Origin of the sequence: Pseudomonas sp. Sample_24, from assembly GCF_004307605.1 — a bacterium.
Lineage (GTDB): Bacteria > Pseudomonadota > Gammaproteobacteria > Pseudomonadales > Pseudomonadaceae > Aquipseudomonas.
In genome coordinates, this window is record NZ_RCNW01000227.1 from 24,862 (window position 1) to 51,701 (window position 26,840).

The 26,840-nt window shown below is 60.7% G+C and carries 22 protein-coding genes; 12 read left to right on the forward strand and 10 right to left on the reverse strand.

From position 1 onward, the window contains the following. Positions 1-100 precede the first annotated feature (100 nt). The 3 genes from tynA to D8V06_RS12240 form a co-directional block, all read right to left on the reverse strand. A complete protein-coding gene (gene tynA / locus D8V06_RS12230; protein WP_130931032.1) occupies positions 101-2,389 on the reverse strand; it encodes a primary-amine oxidase in 2,289 nt (762 codons plus the stop codon). Positions 2,390-2,496: 107 nt separating this feature from the next. Next, on the reverse strand, positions 2,497-3,171 hold the full coding sequence (locus D8V06_RS12235) for a DUF3313 domain-containing protein (protein ID WP_130931033.1): 675 nt from the start codon (positions 3,169-3,171) through the stop codon (positions 2,497-2,499). 46 nt (positions 3,172-3,217) lie between these two features. Continuing rightward, on the reverse strand, positions 3,218-3,520 hold the full coding sequence (locus D8V06_RS12240) for a hypothetical protein (protein ID WP_130931034.1): 303 nt from the start codon (positions 3,518-3,520) through the stop codon (positions 3,218-3,220). Between the two features lie 164 nt (positions 3,521-3,684). Here D8V06_RS12240 and D8V06_RS12245 point away from each other — a divergent pair, with 164 nt between their 5' ends. From D8V06_RS12245 to D8V06_RS12265, 5 genes are all read left to right on the forward strand, one after another. Further along, positions 3,685-4,392, forward strand: coding sequence for a response regulator (locus tag D8V06_RS12245; protein ID WP_056854834.1), 708 nt, complete (start codon positions 3,685-3,687; stop codon positions 4,390-4,392). Further along, a complete protein-coding gene (locus D8V06_RS12250) occupies positions 4,389-5,744 on the forward strand; it encodes an ATP-binding protein (RefSeq protein ID WP_056854833.1) in 1,356 nt (451 codons plus the stop codon). Before D8V06_RS12245 ends, D8V06_RS12250 begins: the two co-directional genes overlap by 4 nt. A gap of 96 nt (positions 5,745-5,840) precedes the next feature. Then, a complete protein-coding gene (locus tag D8V06_RS12255; protein ID WP_056854832.1) occupies positions 5,841-6,341 on the forward strand; it encodes a sigma-70 family RNA polymerase sigma factor in 501 nt (166 codons plus the stop codon). A 40-nt stretch (positions 6,342-6,381) separates the two neighbouring features. Beyond that, the gene (locus D8V06_RS12260) at positions 6,382-7,365 is read left to right on the forward strand and encodes a FecR family protein (RefSeq protein WP_130931035.1); all 984 of its coding nucleotides are present in this window, start codon (positions 6,382-6,384) and stop codon (positions 7,363-7,365) included. A 98-nt stretch (positions 7,366-7,463) separates the two neighbouring features. Next, positions 7,464-9,890, forward strand: a complete 2,427-nt coding sequence (locus D8V06_RS12265; RefSeq protein ID WP_130931036.1) for a TonB-dependent receptor — start codon at positions 7,464-7,466, stop codon at positions 9,888-9,890. Positions 9,891-10,000: 110 nt separating this feature from the next. On the opposite strand, the gene D8V06_RS12270 is transcribed toward D8V06_RS12265, so the two are convergent. Further along, positions 10,001-11,152, reverse strand: a complete 1,152-nt coding sequence (locus D8V06_RS12270; RefSeq protein WP_130904206.1) for an MFS transporter — start codon at positions 11,150-11,152, stop codon at positions 10,001-10,003. A gap of 169 nt (positions 11,153-11,321) precedes the next feature. On the opposite strand from D8V06_RS12270, the gene D8V06_RS12275 reads away from it, so the two are divergent. Next, positions 11,322-12,314 (forward strand): diaminopimelate epimerase, encoded by a 993-nt coding sequence (locus D8V06_RS12275; protein ID WP_130904207.1) that lies wholly within the window; start codon positions 11,322-11,324, stop codon positions 12,312-12,314. Positions 12,315-12,483: 169 nt separating this feature from the next. On the opposite strand, the gene codA is transcribed toward D8V06_RS12275, so the two are convergent. The 4 genes from codA to D8V06_RS12295 all read right to left on the reverse strand — a co-directional run bounded on the left by codA (position 12,484) and on the right by D8V06_RS12295 (position 16,345). Then, positions 12,484-13,728: a cytosine deaminase gene (codA, locus tag D8V06_RS12280; RefSeq protein WP_130904208.1), complete on the reverse strand. Its 1,245-nt coding sequence runs from the start codon at positions 13,726-13,728 to the stop codon at positions 12,484-12,486. A gap of 37 nt (positions 13,729-13,765) precedes the next feature. Further along, a complete protein-coding gene (locus D8V06_RS12285; protein ID WP_130904209.1) occupies positions 13,766-14,611 on the reverse strand; it encodes an alpha/beta hydrolase in 846 nt (281 codons plus the stop codon). Positions 14,612-14,833: 222 nt separating this feature from the next. Beyond that, the gene (gene queD / locus D8V06_RS12290; protein ID WP_130904210.1) at positions 14,834-15,190 is read right to left on the reverse strand and encodes a 6-carboxytetrahydropterin synthase QueD; all 357 of its coding nucleotides are present in this window, start codon (positions 15,188-15,190) and stop codon (positions 14,834-14,836) included. A gap of 75 nt (positions 15,191-15,265) precedes the next feature. Then, positions 15,266-16,345, reverse strand: a complete 1,080-nt coding sequence (locus D8V06_RS12295; RefSeq protein WP_130931037.1) for a patatin-like phospholipase family protein — start codon at positions 16,343-16,345, stop codon at positions 15,266-15,268. Between the two features lie 223 nt (positions 16,346-16,568). On the opposite strand from D8V06_RS12295, the gene D8V06_RS12300 reads away from it, so the two are divergent. The 4 genes from D8V06_RS12300 to D8V06_RS12315 are packed head-to-tail and all read left to right on the forward strand — an operon-like array spanning position 16,569 to position 19,185. Beyond that, positions 16,569-16,877: a PepSY domain-containing protein gene (locus D8V06_RS12300; protein ID WP_056854819.1), complete on the forward strand. Its 309-nt coding sequence runs from the start codon at positions 16,569-16,571 to the stop codon at positions 16,875-16,877. Beyond that, positions 16,877-17,200, forward strand: a complete 324-nt coding sequence (locus D8V06_RS12305) for a PepSY domain-containing protein (RefSeq protein WP_056854818.1) — start codon at positions 16,877-16,879, stop codon at positions 17,198-17,200. The genes D8V06_RS12300 and D8V06_RS12305 overlap by 1 nt, the downstream gene beginning before the upstream one ends. A gap of 3 nt (positions 17,201-17,203) precedes the next feature. Then, the gene (locus D8V06_RS12310; protein ID WP_056854817.1) at positions 17,204-17,872 is read left to right on the forward strand and encodes a response regulator transcription factor; all 669 of its coding nucleotides are present in this window, start codon (positions 17,204-17,206) and stop codon (positions 17,870-17,872) included. Further along, a complete protein-coding gene (locus tag D8V06_RS12315) occupies positions 17,869-19,185 on the forward strand; it encodes an ATP-binding protein (protein WP_130904212.1) in 1,317 nt (438 codons plus the stop codon). The genes D8V06_RS12310 and D8V06_RS12315 overlap by 4 nt, the downstream gene beginning before the upstream one ends. A gap of 106 nt (positions 19,186-19,291) precedes the next feature. On the opposite strand, the gene D8V06_RS12320 is transcribed toward D8V06_RS12315, so the two are convergent. Next, entirely contained in the window at positions 19,292-20,968 is a 1,677-nt protein-coding gene (locus tag D8V06_RS12320) for an MFS transporter (protein ID WP_056854815.1), read from the reverse strand. Between the two features lie 291 nt (positions 20,969-21,259). After that, on the reverse strand, positions 21,260-23,407 hold the full coding sequence (locus D8V06_RS12325; RefSeq protein WP_130904213.1) for a methyl-accepting chemotaxis protein: 2,148 nt from the start codon (positions 23,405-23,407) through the stop codon (positions 21,260-21,262). Between the two features lie 224 nt (positions 23,408-23,631). On the opposite strand from D8V06_RS12325, the gene D8V06_RS12330 reads away from it, so the two are divergent. Continuing rightward, a complete protein-coding gene (locus D8V06_RS12330; protein WP_056854813.1) occupies positions 23,632-24,948 on the forward strand; it encodes a Na+/H+ antiporter NhaC family protein in 1,317 nt (438 codons plus the stop codon). A 140-nt stretch (positions 24,949-25,088) separates the two neighbouring features. Further along, positions 25,089-26,771 (forward strand): methyl-accepting chemotaxis protein, encoded by a 1,683-nt coding sequence (locus D8V06_RS12335; protein WP_130931038.1) that lies wholly within the window; start codon positions 25,089-25,091, stop codon positions 26,769-26,771. The last annotated feature ends 69 nt before the right edge of the window (positions 26,772-26,840 follow it).

A 26,840-nucleotide genomic window follows, 5' to 3' on the forward strand; every position in this document is an offset into this window, starting at 1 on the left:
CGGGCTTGCCCGCGATAGCGGTGTATCAGACAACAATGCTGTCCACTGACACTCCGTCATCGCGGGCAAGCCCGCTCCCACAGGTAATGTGCTTACCGTTTTACTTCGATGAATTGAGATTCAACGTTGGCGTTTCATCAAAGAAGTTCCACGGCTTGAGCAGCACATGCACCCATTCGGTCGGCATGATCGGCCATTCCTCGGCGCGGGCGATGTGGGTGGTGCCGGTGGTCAGCCAGACCACATTGTCGGTGTTCTCGATGGACTGGTTGTCCTGGGTGAACTGCCCCAGCCCCGAGTCCTTGTCCGAGCGGTTCGGGTATTTGCCTTCCGGGTACTTTTCCTCCGGGTTGTACTGCGTCACCCACAGTTGCTTATCCATGAAACTCAGCCGGTGGTAGAGCCATTCGTCCTTGCCGAAGTTGGCACCCTTGGCCACCGGGTGCGTGCCGCCGGCATACGGAATCAACTGGTAGGACACCGGGTTGCCGACCTTGTTTTCCTTGCTGAAGTTGGTCAGCAGGCGCACGGTCGACGGGTCGAATTTCTGCGCCGCTTGCTGTTCGCTGGTGACTACTCTGGTCTCGGTCTGCATGGTGCTGGTGCGCGGTCCGCCGCGGTCGTTGGGCAACACCACCGGGTTCACTTCCACCAGCGAGTTCTGCTCGCCGTCCACATCCATATCGAGGCGGAAATTGTAGATGTGCTGGTGCGTGGTGCCGACAATGTTGTGGTCGAGCAGAGTGCCGTAGCGGGTGTCTTCCTTGGCGGTCTCTTCGTGCATGGTCCTGGATTTCACGCCCTTGACCGCTTCGATACCGGTGGCGCCGGCATCGATGCCGAGGGTGCCGTTCTGCTGGAAGACCCAGTCGAAGATGTAGTCGTAGTTGCCCACGGTGCTGATCCAGCGCACCACCAGTTCACGCCGCTCGGTGCTGAGGTTGGGCTGGCCCATTTCCTGGTGTTTGTACTCCGGGCCGGCATAGCGCTCGAATACCGCGATGGCCCGGGGGATGGCGGTTGGTGCGCCGGTGTAGTCGGCGATGGTGGCGTCCAGCAACACGGCGTTTTGCGGCGCGTCTTTGCCGCGGGCAATCGGTGAAGTCAGGGTGCCCATGCCGTAGTCGCCTGAGTCGAGGTAGGCCTTGAAGTACCAACCGACATCGGGGTCGCCGTAAGGCACGATCATCCCGCCCAGCGAGCCTTCGTACATGATCTTGCGTTTCTTGCCCTTGTCGTCGTAAGTAACGGTGGACAGGATCGGCCCGACCCGCGAGTCGAGGCGAACATGGAAATCCCAGTTCTGCCAGTGAATGCTGTTGCCGCTGATGGTGTAGTTCTTGCCCTCGGGTTCGATGATTTCCAGCGGTTTGACGGCCACGGCCTGGCGTCCACGTCCGTCATACGGCGTCGGTTTCATCGGCACCGGGATCAGCGCGTCGTCTTCGATCTTGATCAGTTTTTTCTGTTCCAGATCGACAATCGCCACCAGGCCTTCGATCGGGTGCGCCCAATAATTGCCGTCATCGACATTCAGGTAGCTGACGATTTTCAGCAGGCGTTTGTCCTGCGCCAGGCCGTCCTTGCCGTCGAAGTAACCGACGGTCAGCGGTGTCGCCACGACCTTCTTCACATCGGTGATACCGCGCTTGGCCAAGGCTTGCGCGTATTCCGGGCTGGTTTCCACGGCGGTCTGCACCGTGGCGAAATCGTCCAGCAACACCATGCCATGGGCGCCTTGCAGCGGTGTCCAGGACTTGAGCTGTTTGCTGTCGAGATCGACCAACGCTTCGATCACATGCTTGCCGTCCAGTATCACGATCGAAGCCTGGCGCGGCTGGCTGACGTTTTGCCCCGTAAGGACGAAGTTCCACACCTGATCCTTCGGCGGTTCCTTGACCGAGACTTCGGTGAAGCGAAAGCCAGGCTTGTAGTTTTCCGATTGTTTGACGATGTCCACCGCCGCCGTGATTTCAGCCGCGCTCAAGGGGTTGAGCGGGCTGGGGCGGGTTTCGACAACGAAGGTCTTGTCCAGGCCGGACTGGAACACCTGGTTGATGAAGTCCTTGGACATGAACGCCGTATGGTCCTTGAACACCACCGGCACCGTCAGCTCGATGCGCTTGCCGTTGAGCATGGCGACTTTGCTGTCAGGCTTGACCTTGAGGTAGACCCCATCCTTGGCAATGGTGAACAGGTTCGAATAATCGTCCCATTTGACCGTGGCCCCAAACGCTTCAAGACCCGCCTGCAGTGGCACCATTTCCGCTTGGCCACCATGGGCCAGGGCATTGCCGGCGCAGAAAGACAGGCCGAGGGCACTCAGGGAAATGGCCAGGGCGAGCCGGGCAAGCGGTGATCTCTTTGGTGATGCGTGGGTGCTGGACATGTGTGCATTCCTGAGGAAAAGCCGGTGACTGGCATTCTTGCACTTTGCTACAGCCAGCCGCCGGATGCATTGGGATTCCTGCCAGATTGCTTTGGATGCGTGCCGGGTTACTGTTTGTTGCGCATCGCCACGTACGAATTGCGCAGGTCGCTGGCCCAACCATCGAGCACGCTCTTGACGTTCGCCGTCGTGATGACTTGCTGGTCGTTTTCCAGCGGGACACCCGTGCCTTTGCGCACCACTTCAGCTACCACGGCCTTGGTCCCGCCATCGAGAAACAGCACTTCGGTAGCGATTTCACTGTCTTGGTCGCGGATCCCGGTGGCCGTGCTGACGCCCGCTGCAACCAGGGTAATCGGCAACCATTCATAGTAGCGCAGGCTTTGGGTGCTGGCCGTGACGCCGGTGATCGCGGGCCGAACGATCAGGGTGTTAGGCCCTGGCTTTGTAACCACATGCAGGACTTTACCCAGTTCGTGCTTGAGCACGGCGTCGTAATACCAGGTGGTGTCCGAGAGCGTAGTCTGCGGAATTCGCTCAGAAGGCAGGGGCTGTGGATAGAACTGGCTCGGTTCGATGTACACCTGCGTGTAACGCTGGACCTTGAGTGTCGGGCTCACCCAGCTCAGCACGGTTTGCCCCGACGGCGACTGGTGTTCGGTCAAAACGCTGTAGTCCTTCAAGAAGCCCGAGTAGGCCTCAGGCGGGACTTTTTTGTTGCTGCACGCCGCAAGGGCCAGGGTGGTGGCAGCCAATAGCGGCAGCGAGAAGTGTTTTCTCATCAAGGGATTCCTGAGTGGATGAATTGCGCAAGGGGCTTGCCGCTGATCATCTGCCGTTCGGCAGCTCTTCCGAGCATTCGATACGCAGGCCGCCATGGGCCATGATCCAGTGGGTGAATTCGGCAATGGGCACTGAGTGGATGTATTCCACCCAGTTGCTGTCGGTCGGGCTGTAGCGCTCGTAATAACGGCGCAGTACAACGTGGGTCCGATCGTCGGTCAGACCCAGGCATGCCTGCTGGAATAAAATCGGTTCGTCGTGGCCTGGGGTACTTGTGCGCTGATTGAGGATCACGCTATGCGCGCTATCGACCGCCTCGATCGGGTAGGTGCTGTTCGATCCCTGCATGGAAGACCTCATGGGTTGAAAGTCGCGCAGGGTGCCGCAGGGGGATTGCGGTGGTATGTCCGAAAAATGTCCGGGATGTAGAAATGTTGCTCGATTGAAATATATGACCGCGGCCGCGCAATGGTTTTAGATACGCTCCTTTTCCGACCCATGGACCCCTGAACGTGAGCAGACTGCTGATCGTCGACGACGATGTGGAAATCCTGGACTTGCTGAAAAAGTTCTTTGTTCAGCATGCCTACGAAGTGGATCTGGCCACCCAGGGTGACGCCATGTGGGCGGTGATCGAAAAAAACCGCCCGGACATCATCATTCTTGACCTGATGCTGCCGGGCGAAGGCGGCCTGAGTCTTTGCCAGAAGCTGCGGGCGAGAACGGCAATTCCGATCATCATGTTGACCGCCATGGGCGAGCTGAGCGACCGCATCATCGGTCTGGAACTGGGCGCTGACGATTACCTGACCAAACCGTTCGACCCGAGGGAGCTGCTGGCCCGTCTGCGCGCTGTGCAACGTCGCGCAGGCGAGAAAAGCCTGGGGCAGGAACCGACGCGGCCGGTCATTACCTTTGCCGATTGGCAACTGGATATCACCTGTCGCGAGTTGCGCTCACCCGAGGGCGTGATGATTCCGCTGTCGGCCGGGGAGTTCGATTTGCTGCTGGTTTTTCTCGAGCATCCGCAACGCATTCTCACCCGGGAACAACTGATCGACCTGGCGCGTGGCCAGGGCCACGATGCCTATGACCGCAGCATCGATGTGCAGGTCAGTCGCCTGCGCCGCAAGATCGAACCGGACAGCAAGCGCCCGGACCTGATTCGCACGGTGCGCAACGGCGGCTACATGTTCTCTGCCAGGGTAACCCGCTCGTGATCCGTCGACTGGCCCCTCGCGACACTCTCAGAAGCCGGATCGCGCTGACCATCGTCGCGGCGATGATCGCTTCGCTGGCACTCAATGGTTTGTTCATGCAGCTCGCCGGTACATGGGGCCGTCCGCCCATCGAGCGCACGGGCTTGCTGGAACAGATGGCGGCGAATGTGCGGGTAATCGAAGCGGCGCCGGCGGCCTCGCGTTCGCATTTGGCCGCTGCGGCAAGCAGCCCGATGCTTGAGGTGAACTGGCACCCGCAGCGGTCCGATTTCCACCTGCCCTCGGGCGGTAAACAGGTGACGCCGAACAGTTCGCCGTTACAGCAATTGCTGGGTGATACTCCCCGAGACATTGAAGTCTTCAACCCCGGCGACTGGCCGGACGAAAGCCCTCAGGCGCACTACGTTGCACTCGTGCAGTTGCTCGATGGCAGCTGGTTGTCGTTCACGCCGCCGGAACGAAGCTGGGGACTCGACGCCAATGTCCGGATCCCGATCATCATTGCCCTGGGTCTGATCGCAACCCTGCTCGTCGCCTGGGTTGCCACCCGGCAACTGGCCAACCCGCTGCAACGCTTTGCCAGCGCCGCGCGCCGCTTCGGCGGGGATTTGCATGCGCCGCCGATCAAAATCGAGGGCCCCCATGAGATTCGCCAGGCCATCATCGCCTTCAACACCATGCAGGCGCAGATTCGGCACTTTCTCAGCGAGCGCACGCAAATGCTCGCCGCCATCTCCCACGACCTGCGGGCTCCTTTGACGCGGATGCGCCTGCGCAGCGAGTTCATGGACGACCTGGAGCAGCAGCGCAAAATGGTCCGTGACATCGAAGAAATGCAAACGATGATCAACGCGGCGCTGGGCTTTTTCCGCGAAGAAACCCACAGGGAGCAAACTACTGCGTTCGATCTCTCGGAGTTGCTGCAAACGATCATCGATGATTTCCGCGACCAAGGTATCGAGGTCGATTTCACTGGCCCGGCCCATCTGGTGTACGACGGCCGCCCGCTCGGGATCAAGCGGGTGGTGGTCAATCTGCTGGAAAACGCAGTGAAGTATGCGAGTAAGCCGAGCATCCAGCTGATGGAGGATGAGCAGCGGGTTTGCATCGAAGTCATGGACGATGGCCCGGGCATTCCCGAGTCTGCGCTTGAGCGAGTGTTCGAGCCTTTTTACCGACTGGAAACCTCACGCAACCGTGATACCGGCGGTGTCGGCCTGGGATTGTCCGCTGCGCGGGCAATCGTTCGCGAACAAGGCGGAGAGCTGACACTGCGCAATCGCAGCGGCGCGGGGCTGATTGCGCGTGTGCAATTGCCCGGCGCTCGCAGAGCAAACGCTGCCGGACGATAGCGGATGGCGGGCTGTTTGCCCACTGAGCTGCAAATCGTTGCCTTGGGTTAATAGGAAGCATTACTATTCACGCCCCCGTCTCCACAGCACACCGAAATGATCCCCAAGCTGCCCCGCAGACACGGCTTTTTCGAGCATTACGAAGAGTTGGTTGGCACCTGGACCCGTCGCCTGAGAAACCGTCAGCAGGCTGAGGATCTGGCCCACGACACCTTCGTGCGGGTGCTTGAGGCGAATTCGGCGGCGGTGGAGCAACCTCGGGCTTACCTGCACCAGACCGCGCGCAATATCGCGGTGGACGGTTATCGGCGTGAGGATCGGCGGGGCGCCATGGAGTCAGAGGCGATTGATCTCAGTGTGTCGTCAACCGGCGACCCGGAGCATTTCATGCACGCGATCCAATTGGCCGATTCCATCGAGCGCGCGCTCACCGAATTGCCGATCAACTGCCGCAAGGTGTTTGTCTGGCAGAAAATCGAAGGCCTGACCCAGGCTGAAATCGCCGAACGCCTGGGGCTGTCCAAGAACATGGTGGAAAAGTATATGATCCGCACGCTGCGGCATCTGCGCGACCGCCTGGACGGACTGCAATCATGAGCGGTGGCCATTTTTCATCCCCAGCCAAACAGGAACTTCCATGATGGATACTCGTGCTTGTGCGTGCGGGCAAACAGCGGTCCGCGATGAAGCGGCGCGGTGGTTTGTGCTTTTGCAGGAACCTGCGGTCGATGCCCAAACGCATCGCCAGTTCGAAACCTGGCTGGACCAACACCCGCAACATCGAACCGAATTCGAATGGCTCCAGGGGCTGTGGAAAGCTGCCGACCTGGTGCCTGCGGCGCGTCTGCAAGCGCTGTGTCAGGAAGCGCCAACGCGCAACAAACGCCGCCCGGTGCTGCGTTATGCGGTTGCCGCCAGCGTGTTGGCGGTAGCGCTCGGGCTGGGTTTGTTCAGTGGCCTGAATCATCCGGCGCCTTACACGGCTGAGTTCTCCACAGCACTGAACGAGCGCCGTCATGTGGCGCTGCCGGATGGCTCGGTGGTCGATCTGGATAGCCGCAGCCGGATTCAGGTGCGCTTCGCGAAGGATCGTCGCAGCATAGAACTGATCGAAGGCGAGGCGATGTTCCGCGTCCAGCCTGACACCCGCAGACCCTTCATCGTCGAGGCCGGCAACGGCAAAGTCACGGTCACCGGCACCCGTTTCGATGTGCGCCGTGGCGCCAGCGAAACCCGGGTCGTGGTGGAGCAGGGCACCGTCAAGGTTCAGGGGCACGACGCTGCCGACAACGACTTCATCAACCTTACGGCTGGCCTGGGCACCCATGTCGATGCGCACGGCAAAGTCGCGGCGGCCTATGCGGTCAACCCGGCCGAACTGACCGCCTGGCGCAACGGCAAACTGGTCTTCAACAACGCCAGGCTGGCCGATGTCGCCGAGCAAGTCTCGCGCTATCGCGAGACGCCGCTCAAGGTCGGCAGCCGCGCAGTCGGCGATCTGCGTCTGACCAGCGTGTTCAAGTCCGACAACACCGATGCGCTGCTCAAGGCCTTGCCGAGCATACTTCCGGTGGCCGTGCGTACCCTCGATGACGGCAGTCAGGAAATAATTTCAAAATAAAATTCAGGTTTTTTTCGAGTTCATCGTCTTCCTGTTCAACTGCAACTGGTTTGCATTAACAAGCGCACACTCTTGCGATTCACAGGACGCCGTTTGACGTGAAAAAATCCGCCGCTAAAAACAACAATCTCCCTTGGTTGCCCCTGGCGCTCGCACTGGCGATCAACGTTGCGATGCCCCAGGCCTTCGCGGCCGACGCCATTAAAATCAGGGCGCAGCCACTGGGTCAGGCTTTGAGTGAGCTGGGCCAGCAAACGTCGTTGCAGGTTTTTTTCAGCCCTGAACTGGTGGCCGGCAAACAGGCTCCGGCGGTGGAGGGCAATATTTCCCCGGAAGAGGCGCTGCGTCAGCTGTTGCAGGGCAGCGGCCTGCAATACCAGATCGATAAAGGCTCGGTCACCTTGTTACCGGCGCCAACGGCGGCTGCAAAAGGGCCACTGGAATTGGGCGTGACCGACATCAAAGTGGTCGGCGACTGGCTCGATGATGCCGACGCCGCCGTGGTGCAGAATCACCCGGGCGCGCGGACCGTGATCCGCCGCGAAGCGATGGTCGAGCAAGGTGCGATGAACGTCGGCGACGTTCTGAAACGTGTGCCGGGCGTGCAAGTGCAGGACGCCAACGGTACCGGTGGCAGCGACATTTCCCTGAACGTTGGTGTTCGCGGCCTGACGTCGCGCCTGTCGCCGCGCTCCACCGTGCTGATCGACGGCGTGCCTGCGGCGTTCGCGCCTTACGGCCAACCGCAGCTGTCCATGGCACCGATTTCCTCCGGCAACCTCGACAGCATCGACGTGGTGCGCGGTGCCGGTTCCGTGCGTTACGGACCACAGAACGTGGGCGGTGTGATCAATTTCGTGACCCGTGCGATCCCTGAACAAGCCTCTGCGGAAATCGGCACGACCCTGGAAACGTCCCAGCACGGTGGCTGGAAGCATATCGACACGGTATTTGCCGGCGGCACCGCGGACAACGGCATGGGCGTGGCGCTGTTGTACTCCGGGGTGAACGGCGACGGCTACCGTGAGCGCAACAACGGCAACGACATCGACGACGTGATCCTCAAGACCCATTGGGCACCTACGGATTACGACGATTTCAGCCTCAATTTCCATTACTACGATGCCAGCGCCGACATGCCCGGCGGCCTGACCCAGGCGCAGTACGACGCTGACCCGTTCCAGTCCGACCGGAACAACGACAGCTTCAGTGGCCGTCGCAAGGACGTGTCGTTCAAATGGGTCCGCCAACTCGACGACCGCACTCAGGCCGAAGTGCTGACGTACTACACCGACAGTTTTCGCGGCAGTAACATCGCCGCCCGCGATCAGAGAACCATCGGCTCGTTCCCGCGCACCTACTACACCTTTGGCATCGAACCGCGTGTATCCCATGTGTTCGATGTCGGCCCGACCACCCAGGAAGTCAGTGTCGGTTATCGCTACCTGAAAGAAGCCATGCACGAAGAGGCCAGCCGCCTGGGGCTCAACAGCAGCAACGAGCCGGTGGTACGTCCAGGTTCGGACGGGCATGTCTATCAGGACCGAACCGGTGGCACCGAAGCCAACTCGGTGTATATCGACAACAAGATCGATGTCGGCCAATGGACCGTCACTCCCGGTATTCGCTTTGAACATATCAGTACCGACTGGCACGACCGCCCGGTACTCGACACGGCCGGCCGGCCCGTACCGGAAAAGAAACGCAGCATCGAAAGCAACGAACCGCTGCCAGCGCTGAGCGTGATGTATCACATCTCCGATGCCTGGAAACTGTTCGCCAACTATGAAACTTCGTTCGGCAGCCTGCAGTATTTCCAGCTCGGTCAGGGGGGTACAGGCGACAGCACTGCCAATGGTCTGGAGCCGGAAAAAGCCAAGACCTATGAAATCGGCACGCGCTACAACGATGACGTGTGGGGCGGCGAAGTGACGTTGTTCTACATCGACTTCGATAAAGAGTTGCAGTACATCAGCAACGATGCGGGCTGGACCAACCTGGGCGCAACGACCCACCAGGGGATCGAAGCATCGGTCCACTACGATATGGCGGCATTGGACCCGCGTCTGGCCGGTCTGACAGCGAATGCCGGCTACACCTACACCCGTGCCGTCTATGAAGGCGATATCCCGGATTTCGAGGGGCGTGACCTGCCGTTCTATTCGCGTCAGGTGGCCACCGCCGGGCTGCGTTACGACATTGATCGCTGGACCTACAATATCGACGCCTTTGCCCAGTCCAAACAGCGCTCACCGGGTGTTGCGGTGAACGCCGACGGCAGCTTCAGCAACAACTACATCACCGAGGGCACGGCCGATGGTCAGTACGGTGACATTCCGGGCTACGTCACCTGGAACGTCCGTGGCGGTTATGACTTTGGTCCGCAGGTGTCGAACCTGAAGCTGGGCGCGGGGGTGAAAAACATCTTCGACAAGCAGTACTTCACTCGCTCCAGCGACAATAACTCGGGCATGTACGTTGGCGCGCCGCGTACGTTTTTCGTGCAGGCCAGTGTTGGCTTCTGATAGACCGGGAAGCCTTTATCGCTGGCAAGCCAGCTCCCACAGAGTTCGCGGCGAACACGACTTAGGTGTACGACTACGATTCTGTGGGAGCTGGCTTGCCAGCGATGCCTTCAGACCTTCAATACCTTCCCGCCAATCGCCACCGCCACCAGCAACAACGCCATCAACCCAAAGGCAAAGCTCAAGCTGGCGGCATGGGCGACAAAGCCGATCACCGCAGGCCCGGCAAGAATCCCGGCATAACCCAGCGTGGTAATGGCCGGCACGGCGATGCTTTCCGGCATGACGGTCTGTTTGCCCACGGCGGTGTACAGCACCGGGACAATGTTCGAGCATCCTGCACCGAGCAACGCATAACCGGCCAACGCCGCTTCCCAACTCGGGGCGAATGTCGCCAGAAACAGCCCGGCCGCCGCAGTCAGCCCTCCGAACACGATCACCCGTGTCGCGCCCAGCCGCCGCACGATTTTGTCACCGGTCAAGCGTCCAACCGTCATGGTCAAGGCAAACGCCGCATACCCCAGCCCCGCATAGGCCGTATCGATCCCGCGCTCCTGCGCCAGGAACACTGCACTCCAGTCCAGTGCCGCGCCTTCGGCGAGGAAGACGATGAAGCACATGCCGCCGATGAACAGCACGATGCCATGGGGAACGGCAAACGCCGGCCCTGAACTGTCGCTGCCATAGGGCAACATGTGTGGTACGGCCTTCAGCAGGGCGACCAACAGCAAAGCGACCACCACCAGCATCGCACCGAGCGGCGACAGCCCCAGGCCGAGCAGGGCACTGACGCCCGCCGCGCCGACGATGCCGCCCAGGCTGAACAAACCGTGGAACCCCGACATCATGTTCTTGCCGCTGGCACGTTCGACGATGACCGCTTGCAGGTTCACCGTCGAATCCACCGTGCCGAGGCCTGCGCCGAACATAAATAGCGCGCCGATCAAGGCCGGAATCGACGACACCGTGGCCAGCAGCGGCAGCGCTGCACAGATCAATAGCGTCCCGCCGGTCGCCACTTTGCGGCAACCGAAGCGCGTGGCCAGGATCCCAGCCATCGGCATGGCCAGAATCGAACCCACCCCCAGACACAGCAGCAACAAACCCAACGTGCCTTCGTCCAGCCCGGCCCGCGCCTTGGCATACGGCACCAGCGGTGCCCACGCGGCGATGCCGAACCCGGCGATGAAAAAAGCGACGCGCGTGGACATTTGTTCCATGCGCCCCGGTGCGTATGAAGTCTGGGTGTTGAGGTTGGTCATATCAATCCTTGGCTAAAAACATCGCGTCTCCAAGGGACAGTGATCGTGCGGCGAGGGTTCGATCAGCGTCCGCAGGGTTTTGCATTGCGACAGACTGACATCGTTGCACAGCCGATGCGCGTTTCGCGATATGTTGAGTCAGACCGATCATTCCAACAGAGAGGGCGCCATGGCGCGGATGTACGATGCACGAGGCAATATCTACATGGTCGTGGCGCCCGAGGCGCTGCGCCAACAGGGTATCGCCGTACCCGATGAAGCCGGTCACGCCGCGCAAGCCCGCGAATCGTGGGCATTGGCGGCTGTCGAGGCATGCTGCTCCTGGGCGCCGGGCGAGCAACCGGCCGGCAGCAAAAGCCATTGCAGCGACGGTCTGCTGGTCGGTCCGTTCCAGTCGTCGCCACCGTTCGATCTGTTGATTGTCAACACCGACGGCACCCTCGCCGAACGCAGTGGAAACGGCCTGACGATTTTCTCCCAGGCCCTGAGTGACCAAGGTTTATTGCCCCGGGACGAGGCGTGTGTGCTCAAGGTTCATCACGACAAGACCGATGTGATTTCACCGGGAGAAACCTCGGTGAAAGCGGCGCAGGTCGAAGGGGTGCAGGGTTTCTGGCTGGATCTGGGGCAACCGACTTTCGGCCCGCAAGCAGTCAGTGCTCAAGGCGTTGAGAGTGTAACGTTCAACGGCCGGGAACTGAGCCATGTACAGCCGCTGGCAGCATTGAACGGCGCATGGGTCCGCAGTCAGTTTGTACGGGTCGGCAATCCGCATTGTGTGACGCTGGTGGACCACGTGGATGCGCTGCCGAGCAACGAGCAAATGCGTGAACCCGCATTGGGCGAAGGGCTCACGCGAATCGCTTTCGCCATGCCCACCGGGGCAGGACAACCGTGCCCGGCGGGGATCAATCTGCAATGGGCGGCCCATGATGCCGCGCAGCGAGTGATCGCGCGCGTATTCGAACGCGGCGAAGGGCCGACGGCGTCCTCCGGCACCAGCGCCACGGCGGTGGCGTGCGCGGCCTGGCGGGTGGGCTGGGTGAGTGCCGGGGAGGTGAAAGTGACGATGCCCGGTGGTACTGCGCCGATTTTGCTGGAGGAAGAGCGGGGGGAGTTGCGACGGGTGAGCCTGTTTGGTACGGCCCGGTTGACGGGTTGACGGATTGACGCTTGGATCGCTATCGCTGGCAAGCCCCTTTGTAGGAGCGAACCTGTTCGCGATGGTCGTCAACGATGACACGGGTAGTCTGGCCCCCCGCATTGTTCTCGGGTTCATCGCGAGCAGGCTCGCTCCTACAAGGGGCTTGCCGACCAGCCCAACGCAAGTCTCAGCTCTGCCCACTGAACTCCACCACCGGCATCGTCCGCTTCATCAACACCTTGCCCCCGCGCACTGAATACAACGGCAATCCCTGGCTGCGGATCACCTCGTAGTCGCTATCGGCAGAAAGAATCAGCAGGTTCGCTGGCCGGCCTGGTTCCAGTCCGTAGCGGTCACCCAGGGCCAGGGCCTTGGCGCTGTTGTCGGTGACCAGGTCCAGGGCGCTTTGCAGGTTGCGGTAACCGAGCATGTGGCAGATGTGCAGGCCCGCTTCGAGTACCCGCAAGATGTTGCCGTTGCCCAGCGGATACCACGGGTCGACGATCGAGTCCTGGCCGAAACACACGTTCATGCCGGCTTCGAGCAGCTCGTTGACCCGGGTCACGCCGCGGCGTTTCGGGAAATTATCGAAGCGGCCCTGCAGGTGGATGCTTTCGGTGGGGCATGAAACGAAGCTGATACCCGAATGCCCGAGCAGACGAAACAGTTTGGCGCAGTAGGCGTTGTCGTAGGAGCCCATGGCCGTGGTGTGGCTGGCGGTGACCCGCGAACCCATGTCGCGGCTGCGGGCCTCTTCGGCGAGCACTTCGAGAAAGCGAGAGTGCGGGTCGTCGGTTTCATCGCAATGCACGTCCACCAGACACCCGGTGCGCTCGGCCAGGTCCATCAGGAACTTCACCGAACTGACACCCTGCTCGCGGGTGTACTCGAAATGCGGAATGCCGCCGACCACGTCGGCACCCATGTGGATCGCTTCCTCCATCAAGTCCCGGCCGTTGCGATAGGACTCGATGCCTTCCTGCGGGAATGCGACGATTTGCATGTCCACCAGGTGCCGGCTTTCCTCGCGCACTTCGAGCATCGCCTTCAGGGCGGTCAACTGCGGGTCAGTGACATCGACATGCGTGCGCACGTGCTGGATGCCGTGGGCCGCCAGGTTCTGGATGGTTTTCCTGGCCCGGGTCTTGGTGTCTTCCTGGGTGATGGTGGCTTTGCGCTCGCCCCAGCACTCGATGCCTTCAAACAGCGTACCGCTCATGTTCCAGCGCGGCTCGCCCGCAGTCAGGGTTGCGTCGAGATGAATGTGCGGCTCGACGAAGGGTGGTATGACCAGGTTGCCGCCAGCATCCAGATCGTCTGGCCCCAGGGTAGGTGCTTCGGTCTGGCGGGCGATGTTGCTGATCAGGCCGTTTTCCAGGTGCAACTCATGCAGGCCTTCCTGGTTGCGCAACCTGGCATTGATGATGTGCATCAGGAGAGTCCTTTTAGAGGTTCGGTTGTCAATGTCCTCACGTTAGCTCGGTGATGGCAATCCCCGCCAGTGGCAAAAATCGCATCAACGCCGCGACAACGGCCTCAGGAGCATCTTCCTGCACCAGATGACCGGCGTTGGGAACCGCGTGAAACTGTGCGCCCGGGATCATCTGTTGCAAGGCTCGCCCGCGTTCGATGGGAATCCACTGATCGTCCTCGCCCCACAGGATCTGCACCGGGCAGCGCATCGTCGGGTAGAAGCCTTCGACTTCGCGGGTGAAGCGTTCGTCCATCTGAGCGATCTGCCGGTAAAAGGCCGCTTGCCCGGGGTCGCCCAGCCAGGGTTGCACGTACGGTGCGAGTTCGTCGTCCGGAATGTCGCGTTTGATTGCCCCGCGGATATAGGCCGGCACGATGGCTCGCTGAATGTAGTCGGGCAAACCGCTGAATGCCGCTTCATGCTGTCGCACGTGTTGCACGAACGGCGAGCCCCAGGGCGTCAGCGCGACCGGGTCGATCAGCGTCAGGCTGCGGTAATCCTTGCCGTTGAGCAGGTGCGCACGCAGGGTGGTCGCGCCGCCAAAGTCATGGGCCACCACATCGGGGTTATCCAGGCCCCAGTGTTCCAACAGTTGCGCCAGTAATTCGTTCTGCACGCCCAATGAAACGTCACCCTCAACTTTCTCGGATAGCCCGTAGCCCAGCAGGTCGAAGTAGTGAATGCGGTGCGTGGTGATGAAATGCGGCGCAATCCGGTGCCATACATAAGAAGAGAAGGGTGTGCCGTGCACGAACACCAGCGGCGGGCCATCGCCGCGAACGGCATAGCGAACGGAGTGCCCTTTGAAACGGTAGGTTTGAGCCAGTGGCCATTCAGTCATGGACGTGTCCTCTTGGCAGGTGCGAGCCAAAAAGCATAGGCATAAAAAAACAGCCGTTGAAGGCTGTTTTTTGTATCACTGACGAAACGCATACCCAATGTAGGAGCGAGCCTGCTCGCGAAAGACGTTAACGTTAACGTGGTGTATCTGGAAAAAACGCGGTGTCTTGACGTCCATCGCGAGCAGGCTCGCTCCTACAGGGTTGTGCATCCATTGGCAGGTTTACTCGCCGCGATAGATGCAACCGCTGGTGCACGTCTCGTGGATGCGGATCGCACTGAGTTCCGGCAGCAGAGGTTTCATTTCGGTCCAGATGAACTTGGCCAACACTTCACTGGTCGGGTTTTCCAGGCCGGGAATGTCGTTCAGATAGTTGTGGTCCAGACGCTCGTACAGCGGCTTGAAGATCGCCTTGATTTCGGAGAAATCGCGGATCCAGCCGGTGTGCGGATCGAGGTCGCCGCTCAGATGAATCGCCACTTTGAACGAGTGACCGTGCAGGCGGCCGCACTTGTGGCCGTCCGGGACGTGGGGCAGGCGGTGGGCGGATTCGAAAGTAAACTCTTTGAAAATTTCCACAGTGTTTTCAGCTCTGTTCAGATGGCGTTCGCCGCAGCGATTCGGGCAGGCGGCGAGTTTAACAGCTTGTCCTGACTAAAGGGTCAGCAAGCGCTCGCCAAGGCGACCGTTGGCGGCCAGTTCGAGAAACTCATCGCCCAGGCGCCGACTTTCATCCATCGCCGCACGCCAGTATTTCTGTCGGCTCGGGGCGTCGCCCATGAAGCGTTTGAAGTCGTTGCGGTCCGGCAGTTTGCCGTAGGGCAAACGCGCCAGGTACTCCTTCGACGGCGCCACCAGCAAGACATTTTGCAGGCGTGCCGGGCAGGCGCGGCGCCAAGGCAGCGTCTTGTCGAACCAGCCGGGAATCACCCGGTCGGTGAAATGCGGATAGAGCACGATGTCATCGCCGCTGTAGGGCAGGTCGAGGTGATAGTCGAGCAAGCCGCCGTCGCGGAACGTCCCGGCGCCGGCACCCGGCAGATCGCGCACGCCTTCCATCACCATCGGGATCGATCCGGAGGCTAGCAAGGCCTGGCGCAGATTCCCGGCATCGAGGGCGACGAAACGTGACGGGAAGTCATTCAGCGCATTGACCGGCGGCGCCAGGCGCGGATCGTGAATGATCAACCGTTCGAAGTGCCGCGACAGCCGCGCGCGGCCGCGCAGGTTATCGGCAATCACCGACGACAGGCCAAGGCCCAGACGCCCGCGATGGTCATCCGCGAGCAGGCCGTGGCTTTTGACCACCATGACGTTCAGGCGGTAATGGGGGTTGGCGAGCAGGGCGGCATCGTGACCGTCGAGCAAGTCATCGAGCATGCGCCGCGAGCTCTGGCTGATTTGCGCCATGGTCACACCCTTGGCGAAATCCTGCTCGGTGTAGAGCTGGCCAAGTCGGCGGATGCCTTCGGCGGCGTCTGGCAGGCAGGCGCTGGCGAAGCGCCAGGAACCCACCGATGCGCCGATCAGCGAGCGCTCCCGGGGCGCCGTCGGCAACCATTGGCCGAATAACGCCAGGTCCAGCCCCTGAATCCCCAATGCCTTGGGGCCACCGGCAGCGCCCGGCAACGTGCCGACATCGGCAGCCTGCAACCCGTTTTCACGGATGCGCGCCAAGGCACGCGGCCCGGCCTTGAGCGTCAGGGAGGGAAACTTGATGTGCATGGCGGTCATACCGGCCTCTGTGTCTGGCAACAGTTAATTATGTAACAGCTTGCGCCAAACCCGTAGGAGCAAAGCTTGCTCGCGATGGCGATCTCCCGGGCGCCATCGCCGGCAAGCCGTGCTCCTACAGGTTTTGTGTTGCTGTGGCCAATGATGGCAATTCAGTTTCAATTAAGTTCTTATCGCTAACGTGGCCCCCGTAGGCAACACCTAAAAGAATACGGAGACACCCATGAAAACCCTGACTGCCCTGTTCACCGCGTCCATCATCAGCCTGACCGCCAGTATCGCCCACGCGCGCGATCTGGGGCCGGATGAAGCCTTGAGGCTGCGCGACGCTGGTACCATTGTGTCTTTCGAGAAACTCAATGCCACCGCGTTGACCAGGCACCCGGGTTCCACTATCACTGAAACCGAGCTGGAAGAAGAGTACGGCAAGTACATCTACCAGATTGAACTGCGCGACTCGCAGGGTATCGATTGGGATCTGGAATTAGACGCTGTCAGCGGGCAGGTTCTCAAGGATCATCAGGATTCGTAATGACGTTGCTTTCCTTTACAACACGGCGCGCCGGCAGTCGACTGGCGCTGGTGCTGCTGGCTTTCTGTTCGGTGGCCATGGCTCGTGACCTCGATCAGGACGAAGCCCTGCGCCTGCGCCAACAGGGGGTGATCCTGCCGCTCGAGCAATTGTTGCAACAGGCGCTGGACCGCTACCCCGAGGCCAAACTGTTGGAGGCTGAGCTCGAAGAGAAGCACGACATCTATATTTACGAAGTCGAGTTGCTCACTACTGAAGGCGTGGTGCGCGAGCTTGACCTTGACGCCGCCACCGGCCGATTACTGAAAGACAAGGAAGACTGACCGATGCGTTTGCTCCTGGTGGAAGACCACGTGCCCCTGGCCGACGAATTGATGGCCGGCCTCAATCGCCAAGGGTACGCCGTGGACTGGCTGGCCGATGGTCGCGACGCGCTGCATCAGGGCAGTACCGAGCCCTATGACCTGATCATCCTCGACCTCGGTTTGCCGGGCGTCCCGGGGTTGGACGTGCTGGCGCAATGGCGCGCCGCAGGTCTGGCTACGCCAGTGCTGATCCTCACCGCACGCGGTTCCTGGGCTGAACGCATCGAAGGCCTGAAGGCCGGTGCCGACGATTACCTGACCAAACCGTTCCATCCCGAAGAGCTGCATTTACGCATTCAGGCGTTGTTGCGTCGCTCCCACGGCCAGGCCAATCAACCGACGCTCAAGGCTGCCGGGTTGCATCTGGACGAGGGCCGTCAGTGCGTGACACGCGATGGCGCCGAGGTCCAGCTCACCGCAGCCGAGTTCCGCTTGCTGCGTTATTTCATGCTGCACCCCGAGCAAATCCTTTCCAAAAGCCACCTCGCCGAACACCTCTACGACGGTGAAACCGAGCGCGATTCCAACGTGCTGGAAGTTCACGTCAATCACCTGCGGCGCAAGCTCGGCAAGAGTGTGATCGAAACCCGTCGCGGCCAGGGTTACCTGTTCGGCGGGCAAGCCAGGTGAGGTCGATCCAGCGGCGCTTGAGCCTTGGCCTGATCAGCGTCATGGTGATTGTCGGCCTGATACTGGCGCAAACCAGTCTGTGGTTGTTTGAAATGGGCTTGCAGCGCTACCTCGAGGCGGGATTGCGCAACGACAGCGAGAGCCTGCTGGTGGCGCTGGTGCGTGGCCCGCAGGGCTTGCAACTGGATGAGCGGCGCTTGTCTCCAGCCTATCAACGGCCGTTTTCCGGTCATTATTTCCGTATCGATTTTGCCGACAGTCATTGGCGCTCCCGTTCATTGTGGGATCAGGAGCTGCCGCGCCTCGATCATCCCGGCCTGCACAGCAACCTGCAACTGGGGCCGGAAGGGCAGCAATTGCTGGTGTTGCGTTCCGACTATCGGCGCCTCGGCCAGTCGATTTCCATCAGTGTGGCGCAGGATTACACGCCGGTGCGCGAGAGCTTCCAGCGGATGCAGCAGGTCGGGCTCGGACTGGGGCTGGCGGGGTTGCTGCTGATCCTGCTGTTGCAACGGGTCACTGTGCGTCGCGCCTTGCGCCCGCTGGAAAAGGCCCGCGAACAGATCGCGCAACTGCAACAGGGCCAGCGTTCGCAACTTGATGAGCAGGTACCGGTGGAATTGGAGCCGCTGGTGGCGCAGATCAACCACCTGCTGGCTCACACTGAAGACAGCCTCAAGCGCTCGCGCAATGCCTTGGGCAATCTGGGTCACGCCTTGAAAACCCCATTGGCCGTGCTGTTGAGTCTTGCCTCGAGCGAACAGCTCGACGCGCATCCGCAACTGCGCAAGGTGCTCAAGGAACAACTGGAACAGGTGCAACAGCGGCTCAATCGTGAACTCAATCGCGCTCGCTTGGCCGGCGATGCACTGCCGGGCGCACTGTTTGACTGCGACGCCGAACTGCCGGGGTTGTTGGCGACATTGAACATGATTCACGGCGACCATCTGAACCTGAGCTATCGCACCCCGGCCGGGCTGCAACTGCCATGGGATCGCGAGGATCTGCTGGAACTGCTCGGCAACCTGTTGGACAACGCCTGCAAATGGGCCGATGCCGAAGTCCGATTGAGTGTGGTCGAGGCTGCAGAAAGTTTTCAGCTGATTGTCGAAGACGACGGGCCGGGCATTCCCGAAGACCGGCGCGATCAGGTGTTCAGCCGCGGCGCACGGCTGGATGAACAGGCCGATGGGCATGGCCTGGGCCTGGGCATTGTGCGCGATATCGTCGACACCTGGGGCGGGGTGATGCACTTGCAGGTGAGCGAGTGGGGCGGGTTGAAAGTGTTGATCGAACTACCAAAACGCACCTGAAAACACACCGACATCCCCCGTAGGAGCAAAGCTTGCTCGCGATGGCGATCTCCCGTCCGCCATCGCCGGCAAGCCGTGCTCCCACAGGGGTTGTGTTGTGCCGGTTTCAGGTGTGATGAATCTCCCGATCCTTGGTTTCCGGCATGAAGAAAATCCCCAGAATCGCCGTCATCACTGCGATCACGATCGGATACCACAGGCCGTAATAGATATCCCCAGTGGCTGCCACCATAGCGAAGGCCACCGTCGGCAGGAACCCGCCAAACCAGCCGTTGCCGATGTGGTACGGCAGCGACATCGAGGTATAGCGGATACGTGCCGGGAACAGTTCAACCAGCCACGCGGCGATCGGGCCGTACACCATGGTCACGTAGATGACGAGAATGGTCAGGAGCAACAACACCATCGGATAGTTGGTCTTGGCCGGGTCAGCCTTTTCGGGGTAGCCGGCCTCTTTGAGAGCAGTAGCGAGCGAGGCGGTGAAGGCATCGTTCTTGGCCTTGAAGTCGGCGGCCGGCATGCCGGTGCCCTCGAAACTCTGGATCACCTTCTCACCGATCCGCACTTGCGCCACAGTGCCCGGCTCGGCTTTTTCGTTTTTATAGGGGATCGCCCGTCTGGCCAGCACGGTCTTGGCCAAGTCACAGGAACTGGTGAATTTGGCCTTGCCCACCGGGTCGAACTGGAACGAACACTGGTCAGGATCGGCGACCACCGTGACCGGGTTTTTCTCCTGGGCGACGAACACATCGGGATTGCCGTACTGGGTCAGCGCATTGAAAATCGGGAAATACGTCAGCGCCGCGAGGATGCAGCCGGCCATTATGATCCCTTTGCGGCCGATCCGATCGGACAGGCTGCCGAAAATCACGAAGAACGGCGTGCCGATCAGCAACGAGCCGGCGATCAGCAGGTTGGCGGTCTGCGGTTCGATTTTCAATGTTTGCAACAGGAAGAACAGCGCGTAGAACTGCCCGGTGTACCAGACCACGGCTTGCCCGGCAGTGCCGCCGAGCAGGGCCATGATGACGATCTTGAGGTTGTCCCAGCGGGCGAAAGATTCGGTCAGCGGCGCCTTGGAGGATTTGCCCTCAGCCTTCATTTTCAGGAACACCGGTGACTCGTTGAGTTGCAGGCGGATGTACACCGAGATGATCAACAACAGGATCGACAACAGGAACGGGATCCGCCAGCCCCAGGCTTCGAAGGCTTCAGTGCCCAGTGCTGTGCGACAGGCCAGGATCACCAGCAGTGACAGAAACAGACCGAGGGTTGCGGTGGTCTGAATCCATGAGGTGAAGTAACCGCGTTTGCCTTTTGGCGCATGCTCGGCCACGTAAGTCGCCGCACCACCGTACTCGCCGCCCAGGGCCAGACCTTGCAGCAAGCGCAGGGTGATGAGGATGATCGGCGCCGCCACCCCGATGGTCGCGTACCCCGGGAGGAAACCCACCACCGCCGTGGAAACACCCATGATCACAATGGTGATGAGGAAGGTGTGTTTGCGTCCGATCATGTCACCCAGTCGGCCGAACACAATCGCGCCGAATGGCCGCACGGCAAAACCTGCGGCGAACGCGAGCAAAGCGAAGATGAAGGAGGTGGTCTCGTTGACGCCGGCGAAGAAATGCTTGGCGATAATCGCGGCGAGGGAGCCATACAGGTAAAAGTCGTACCACTCGAACACGGTGCCCAAGGACGAGGCAAAGATGACTTTACGTTCCTCCTTGGTAATCCCGCGGTTGGGCGCACTGCCCGTGGTTGTATTGTCGATTGCCGCCATGAGTTTTCTCCGTTGTTCTTGTTTTAGGCCGGAGCACCTCTCATTTGTTGCCGTACCCGGGCCCTGGGACACAGACTGACGGCCTCGCATCGCTGCAAGGTTTCATGAAGCATAATCGGCTTCCGGAAGATATCCACTCGCCATCATTGAAGATGGAAAGTGAATGGCAAGGATGTACACGAAAACCTGTGGGAGCGAGCTTGCTCGCGATAGCGGTGTACTGGACACATTGATACTGAATGTGTCGCCGCCATCGCCAGCAAGCCGGCTCCTACAGGGGATCAGTGGTAATTAGACGCGGAACTGATCCATCAACCCCTGCTGATGATTGGCCAGGCAATTGAGCGACTGGCTCACCCGTGCTGATTCGTTGGCTTGTCCCGACAACGATTCGGTCACATCGCGAATGGTCGCGACATTGTTATTGATCTCCTCGGCAACCGCGCTTTGCTCTTCGGCTGCACTGGCGATTTGCAGGTTCATGTCGCTGATCACGGTCACCGCATCGCCGATCTGCCGCAGTGCCGTAACGGCCTGTCCAACCTGCTCGACACTGCCCTGGGCCTGGCGATGGCTGTTGCCCATCGAGCCCACCACATCCTGGGTGCCGCTTTGCAATTGCTCGATCACCACCCGGGTTTCCTCGACGGACTCCTGTGTGCGCCGCGCCAGGTTGCGCACTTCATCGGCCACCACGGCAAACCCACGTCCGGCTTCACCGGCACGGGCGGCTTCGATGGCGGCGTTGAGTGCCAGCAGGTTGGTCTGTTCAGCAATGGCGCGGATCACTTCGAGTACCGAACCGATTTTTTCGCTATTGGCAGCCAGGCCTTCAACCTGGACCATCGCCGCGCTCATGTCGGCGGCGAGGTTGTCGATGCTGGTGGTGGTGCGGTCGATCACGGTCAGGCCTTGGCGAGTCGCCTGGTCGGCATCCCGCGCCGCTTGTGCGGCCTGGGCGGCGCTGCGGGCGACATCCTGGGCAGTGGCGCTCATTTCGTGGGACGCGGTAGCGACCTGATCCACCTGACGGTACTGCTGTTCCATGCCGGCGCTGGTCTGGGTGGCGATGGCGGACGATTGGTCAGCGGTGTTGCGGGCATCCTGCACCGAGCGTTTCACTTCGGCGATGATCGGTTGCAGCTTGTCGAGGAAGCGGTTGAACCAGCCCGCCAATTGCCCCAGCTCATCCTGTTTGTCGTAGGCCAGGCGCCGGGTCAGGTCGCCTTCGCCGCTGGCGATGTCTTCGAGCATGTACGCCACGCCGAGGATCGGTTTGGTCACACTGCGGGCCATCAGCCACACCAGCACCAGCCCGATCAATGCGGCGAGGACACCCAGCCCCAACTCGGTCAGTGTGCCGGCCGTGTTGCTTTCATCCAGCTGCTTTTTCAAGGCTTCGGCGGGACCGATCAGCACTTTTTCAGGGACGTCGAGCAACACACCCCAGGATTTTCCATCGGGAATCGGTTGGAAGGGCGATATGACTTTGAGCTGCTGATGGCTGTGCAGGCTGCCGGTCTGGCTGCTGCCGGCGAGCATGCGCATCAGTTCGGCACCGCTGGTCTGGTCCACGGTTTCCAGGCGCTGGCTGAGTTTGCCGGCGTCCGGGCTGTGACCGGCGAGCAGGCCGGCCGGGCTGACAATACTGACGCTGGTCTGGCCGTCGTAGAGCTTTTTGCTGGCGCCCTGACTGATCGTTTGCAAGCTGTTGAGGTTGATATCCACCGATAGCGAAGCGATGACCTTGCCGTTGACCATCAGCGGGAACACGATGCTGGTCATCAGCACTTTCTGGCCGTCGATCACATAAAAGTAGGGTTCGATCACGCAGGGCTTGAGGCGGGTGCGCGGGCAGGTGAACCAGGCATTGGCCGGTTCGCCGCTGGGGCCGCTGCTGGTGTCGGCCATGTCGCTTTCCGGCAGCGCCATGGACGTTACTTTGCCCGGCGTCGGCTGTGACCAGTACAGGGCAAAACGGCCCTTGTCGTTACTGCCCAGTTCGGCTTGTCCGCTGAACAGATCGTCCTTGCCATCCAGGCCATTGGGCTCAAACACCAGGGACAAGCCGAGCAGTTCGGGGTTGGCTTGCAGGGCTGATTTGACCTGTCGTGTCAGGTCTTCGCGCAGGTCGAAGGCATCGAGGAAACGCTTCTCGGCCTGGTCTCGCAAAAACAGCACCTGACGGGAAAATCCATGCCCGTATTGATAGGCGTCCATGAACTGCTGGCGAATGACCAGTGCCTGGTTTACACCCTGGGACTCGATCCGTGCCTGCGCCGCTTCAGTCAGCATTTCCATGCTCGAGGCTTTCACCAACTCGGAGCTGTGCTCCATGCGGTACAGCGAAAGACCTACCAGCAGGGTCACGATGCCCGCCAGGCACAGCCCGGCCAGCAGGGTGATTTTCCATTGAATGGAAAGTTGTCTGAGCGACATGGAGACGTCCTTATTCGATAAATATCTGAGACTTTGCACTGTAACGGCTGTGATTTGGCTTTCTTTATCTCGCCCCGGTGAATAAATGACCTCGAGCGCGGCTTTGACACCGGGCCGTGTCTGCGGCAAAGTGCGCGCCCTTCTAATAAGACCCATTCTTTAACCCGCTGGTGGCTCATGCAGGCGCCCGGCTGGACTCTTTTCGCTTGTCTGGAGTAGTGACAATGAATGCAGTAATTGCCGCGGTCGGCGTCATGCTGATACTCAGCCTGTCCCGCGTGCATGTGGTGATCGCGCTGATCGTTGGTGCGCTGGTGGGTGGTTTGACCGGTGGCCTGGGGATCGAGGCGACGCTCAAAGCCTTCAACAGCGGGCTCGGCGGCGGGGCGACCGTGGCGTTGTCCTACGCCTTGCTCGGTGCTTTCGCGGTGGCCATTGCCAAGTCCGGCATGGCCCATGCCCTGGCCGACAAGGCCTTGGCGATGGTCGATCGCCAGCACGCCTCGGGCGGTGGCCAGGTCAAGTGGTTGTTGATCGGGTTGCTCTGGGTCGTGGCCATTGCCTCGCAGAACATCTTGCCGATACATATCGCCTTCATTCCCTTGCTGGTGCCGCCGCTTTTATACGTGCTGACCAAGTTGCAACTCGATCGCCGGTTGATCGCCTGTGTCATTACCTTCGGCCTCATCACCCCGTACATGTTTCTGCCCGTGGGCTTCGGCAACATCTTCCTCAATGAGATCCTGCTGGCCAACGTCGCCCGCAGCGGCGTAGACATCAGCGGCATCAACGTCACCCACGCCATGGGGATTCCGGCGCTGGGCATGCTGGTGGGCTTGCTGATTGCGTTCGTCAGTTACCGCAAGAAGCGTGTCTACGATCTGCAAAAGATCGAGCAAGTCGAACAGGTTGCGGTGCAATACAACCCGTTGAGCCTGATGGTCGCGGGTGCGGCGATTGCGGCGGCCTTCATTATTCAGCTGTTGCTGGACTCGATGATCATCGGTGCGCTGGCCGGATTCCTGATTTTCTCGGTATCGGGCATCGTCAAATGGCGCGACACCGATGACCTGTTCACCGAAGGCATGAAGATGATGGCGATGATCGGCTTCATCATGATCGCCGCTTCCGGGTTTGGCGAAGTGATCAAGGCCACCGGGCAAGTGCAGACACTCGTCGAAACGTCGGCAGCGTGGATCGGCCACAGCAAAGCCATCGGCGCCTTGCTGATGCTGCTGGTGGGATTGCTGGTGACCATGGGCATCGGTTCGTCGTTTTCCACCGTGCCGATCCTGGCGGTGATTTTCGTGCCGTTGTGCGTGCAACTTGGCTTCAGTCCGATCGCCATCGTGTGCATCGTCGGTACGGCCGGTGCCCTCGGTGATGCCGGTTCGCCGGCATCGGACTCGACCCTCGGCCCGACTTCCGGCCTGAACATCGACGGCCAGCACCATCACATCTGGGACACCGTGGTCCCGACCTTCCTGCACTACAACCTGCCGTTGCTGGCGTTTGGCTGGGTGGCCGCGATGGTCCTCTGATTTCACTCATGTAGAAGCCAGGTTTGCCGGCGAAGGCGTCTTTGACATTGCTTTCGCCGGCAAGCCCGGCTCCTACAGTTTTGCCTTGGCGTGCCGTTATAGCCTTTAACCACGCCAACAAAATCAAAAGAGTGAACGTCATGCGCATGAGCCTGAAGGCCAAAGTCCTGTCCCTCGCCGTCCTCCCGGTATTGCTCTTCGCGCTGGTCATCAGCCTGACCACGTTGTTCATCCTGCAAGGCCAGGCCCGCCAAGAGGTCGAGGTCACCCGCGAGCGCCTGCTCAGCGATGCCAAGGCCACCCTGCAAAGTTACGTTGCCGTGGCAATGACCACGATCAAGCCGCTGTACGACGCTGCCGCGCAAGGCGATGACGCAGCGCGGGCGCAGGCGATCAAGTTGCTGTCGAACATCACCTACGGCAAGGACGGCTACTTCTTCGGCTATGACTCCAACACCGTGCGCCTGTTCAAGGCCAAAGATCCGGAAGGCGTAGGCAAAAGCTTCAAGGACAACCGCGACCCCAACGGGGTCTACGTCAATCGTGATCTGGTGAAAGTCGCCCAGGACGGGACGCACTATCTGCAATACAGCTCGCCGTTGCCGGGCAACAATAAGGTGCTGGTGCCCAAGCTCGGTTACACCGAATTCCTGCCGAAATGGGACATGGCGGTGGGTACGTCGGTCAACCTCGACGGTATCGAGGCGCAAGTCGCCGTGGTCGAGGCCAAGGTTCAGGAGCGTATGCAAGGCGTGGTGCTGAGTATCGTCGGTGTGGCCGTGGTGGTGCTGTTGCTGATCGCGGCAGCCGGCATGCTGCTGGCCAACACCATTCTGCGGCCATTGAACCTGATGAAAGCCAACCTCGACGACATCGCCGCGGGTGAGGGGGACCTGACCCGTCGCCTGACCATCACCAGCCAGGATGAGCTGGGTCAACTGGCGGGTTCGTTCAACCGCTTCGTCGACAAGATCCATGGCCTGGTGCGCCAGATCACCGAGATGACCTCACAGTTGACCGGGCTGGTGACTCAGGTTTCCGAACAGGCCAACCGTTCCGACCAGGCCATGGAGCGCCAGCGTCACGAGACCGACCAGGTGGCCACGGCGATAAACGAAATGTCCGCCGCTGCCCAGGAAGTGGCCAAGAGTGCGCAAAACGCCGCGGTTGCTGCCCAGCAGACTGATGAAGAAGGACAAGCTGCCAAGCGAGTGGTGGCCGGCAGCATCGTCAAGATTCATGCGTTGGTGGACGACATTCGCAGCAGCGGCGTGTCCCTGGACAGCCTGCAAAAAGACGTGTCGTCGATTGTCAGCGTGCTTGGGGTGATTCGTTCGATCGCCGAGCAGACCAACCTGCTGGCACTCAACGCCGCCATCGAAGCGGCCCGTGCCGGCGAGGCCGGGCGCGGTTTTGCGGTGGTGGCCGACGAGGTACGGGCGCTGGCCAGTCGTACGCAGATCAGCACCCAGGAAATCCAGGGCATGATCGACCGCTTGCAGGCCGGCACCCAATCGGCGGTAGAAGCCATGCGACGTTCCAGCGAAGCCGGTGACGGCACGTCCGCGCAGGCCAATGAGGCGGGTGCTTCGCTCGATACGATGGCGCAGTTGATCGCCACCATCAATTCGATGAACGCACAGATCGCCAGCGCCGCCGAGGAGCAGACCGCCGTGGCGGAAGAGATCAACCGCAGCGTGCACCAGATCGCGGTGGCGGTGGACAACGTTGCCGATGAAACCCAACTCGGCGCGCAGACTTCGCGCAGTTTGGCCGACCTGGGACAGCGGTTGGGCGGTCTGGTCGGGCAGTTCCGGATCTGATCAGCGATGCTTTTTGTGGCGAGCGAGCTTGCTCGCGCTTGAGTGCGCAGCGCTCACCGCTTTTTTAAG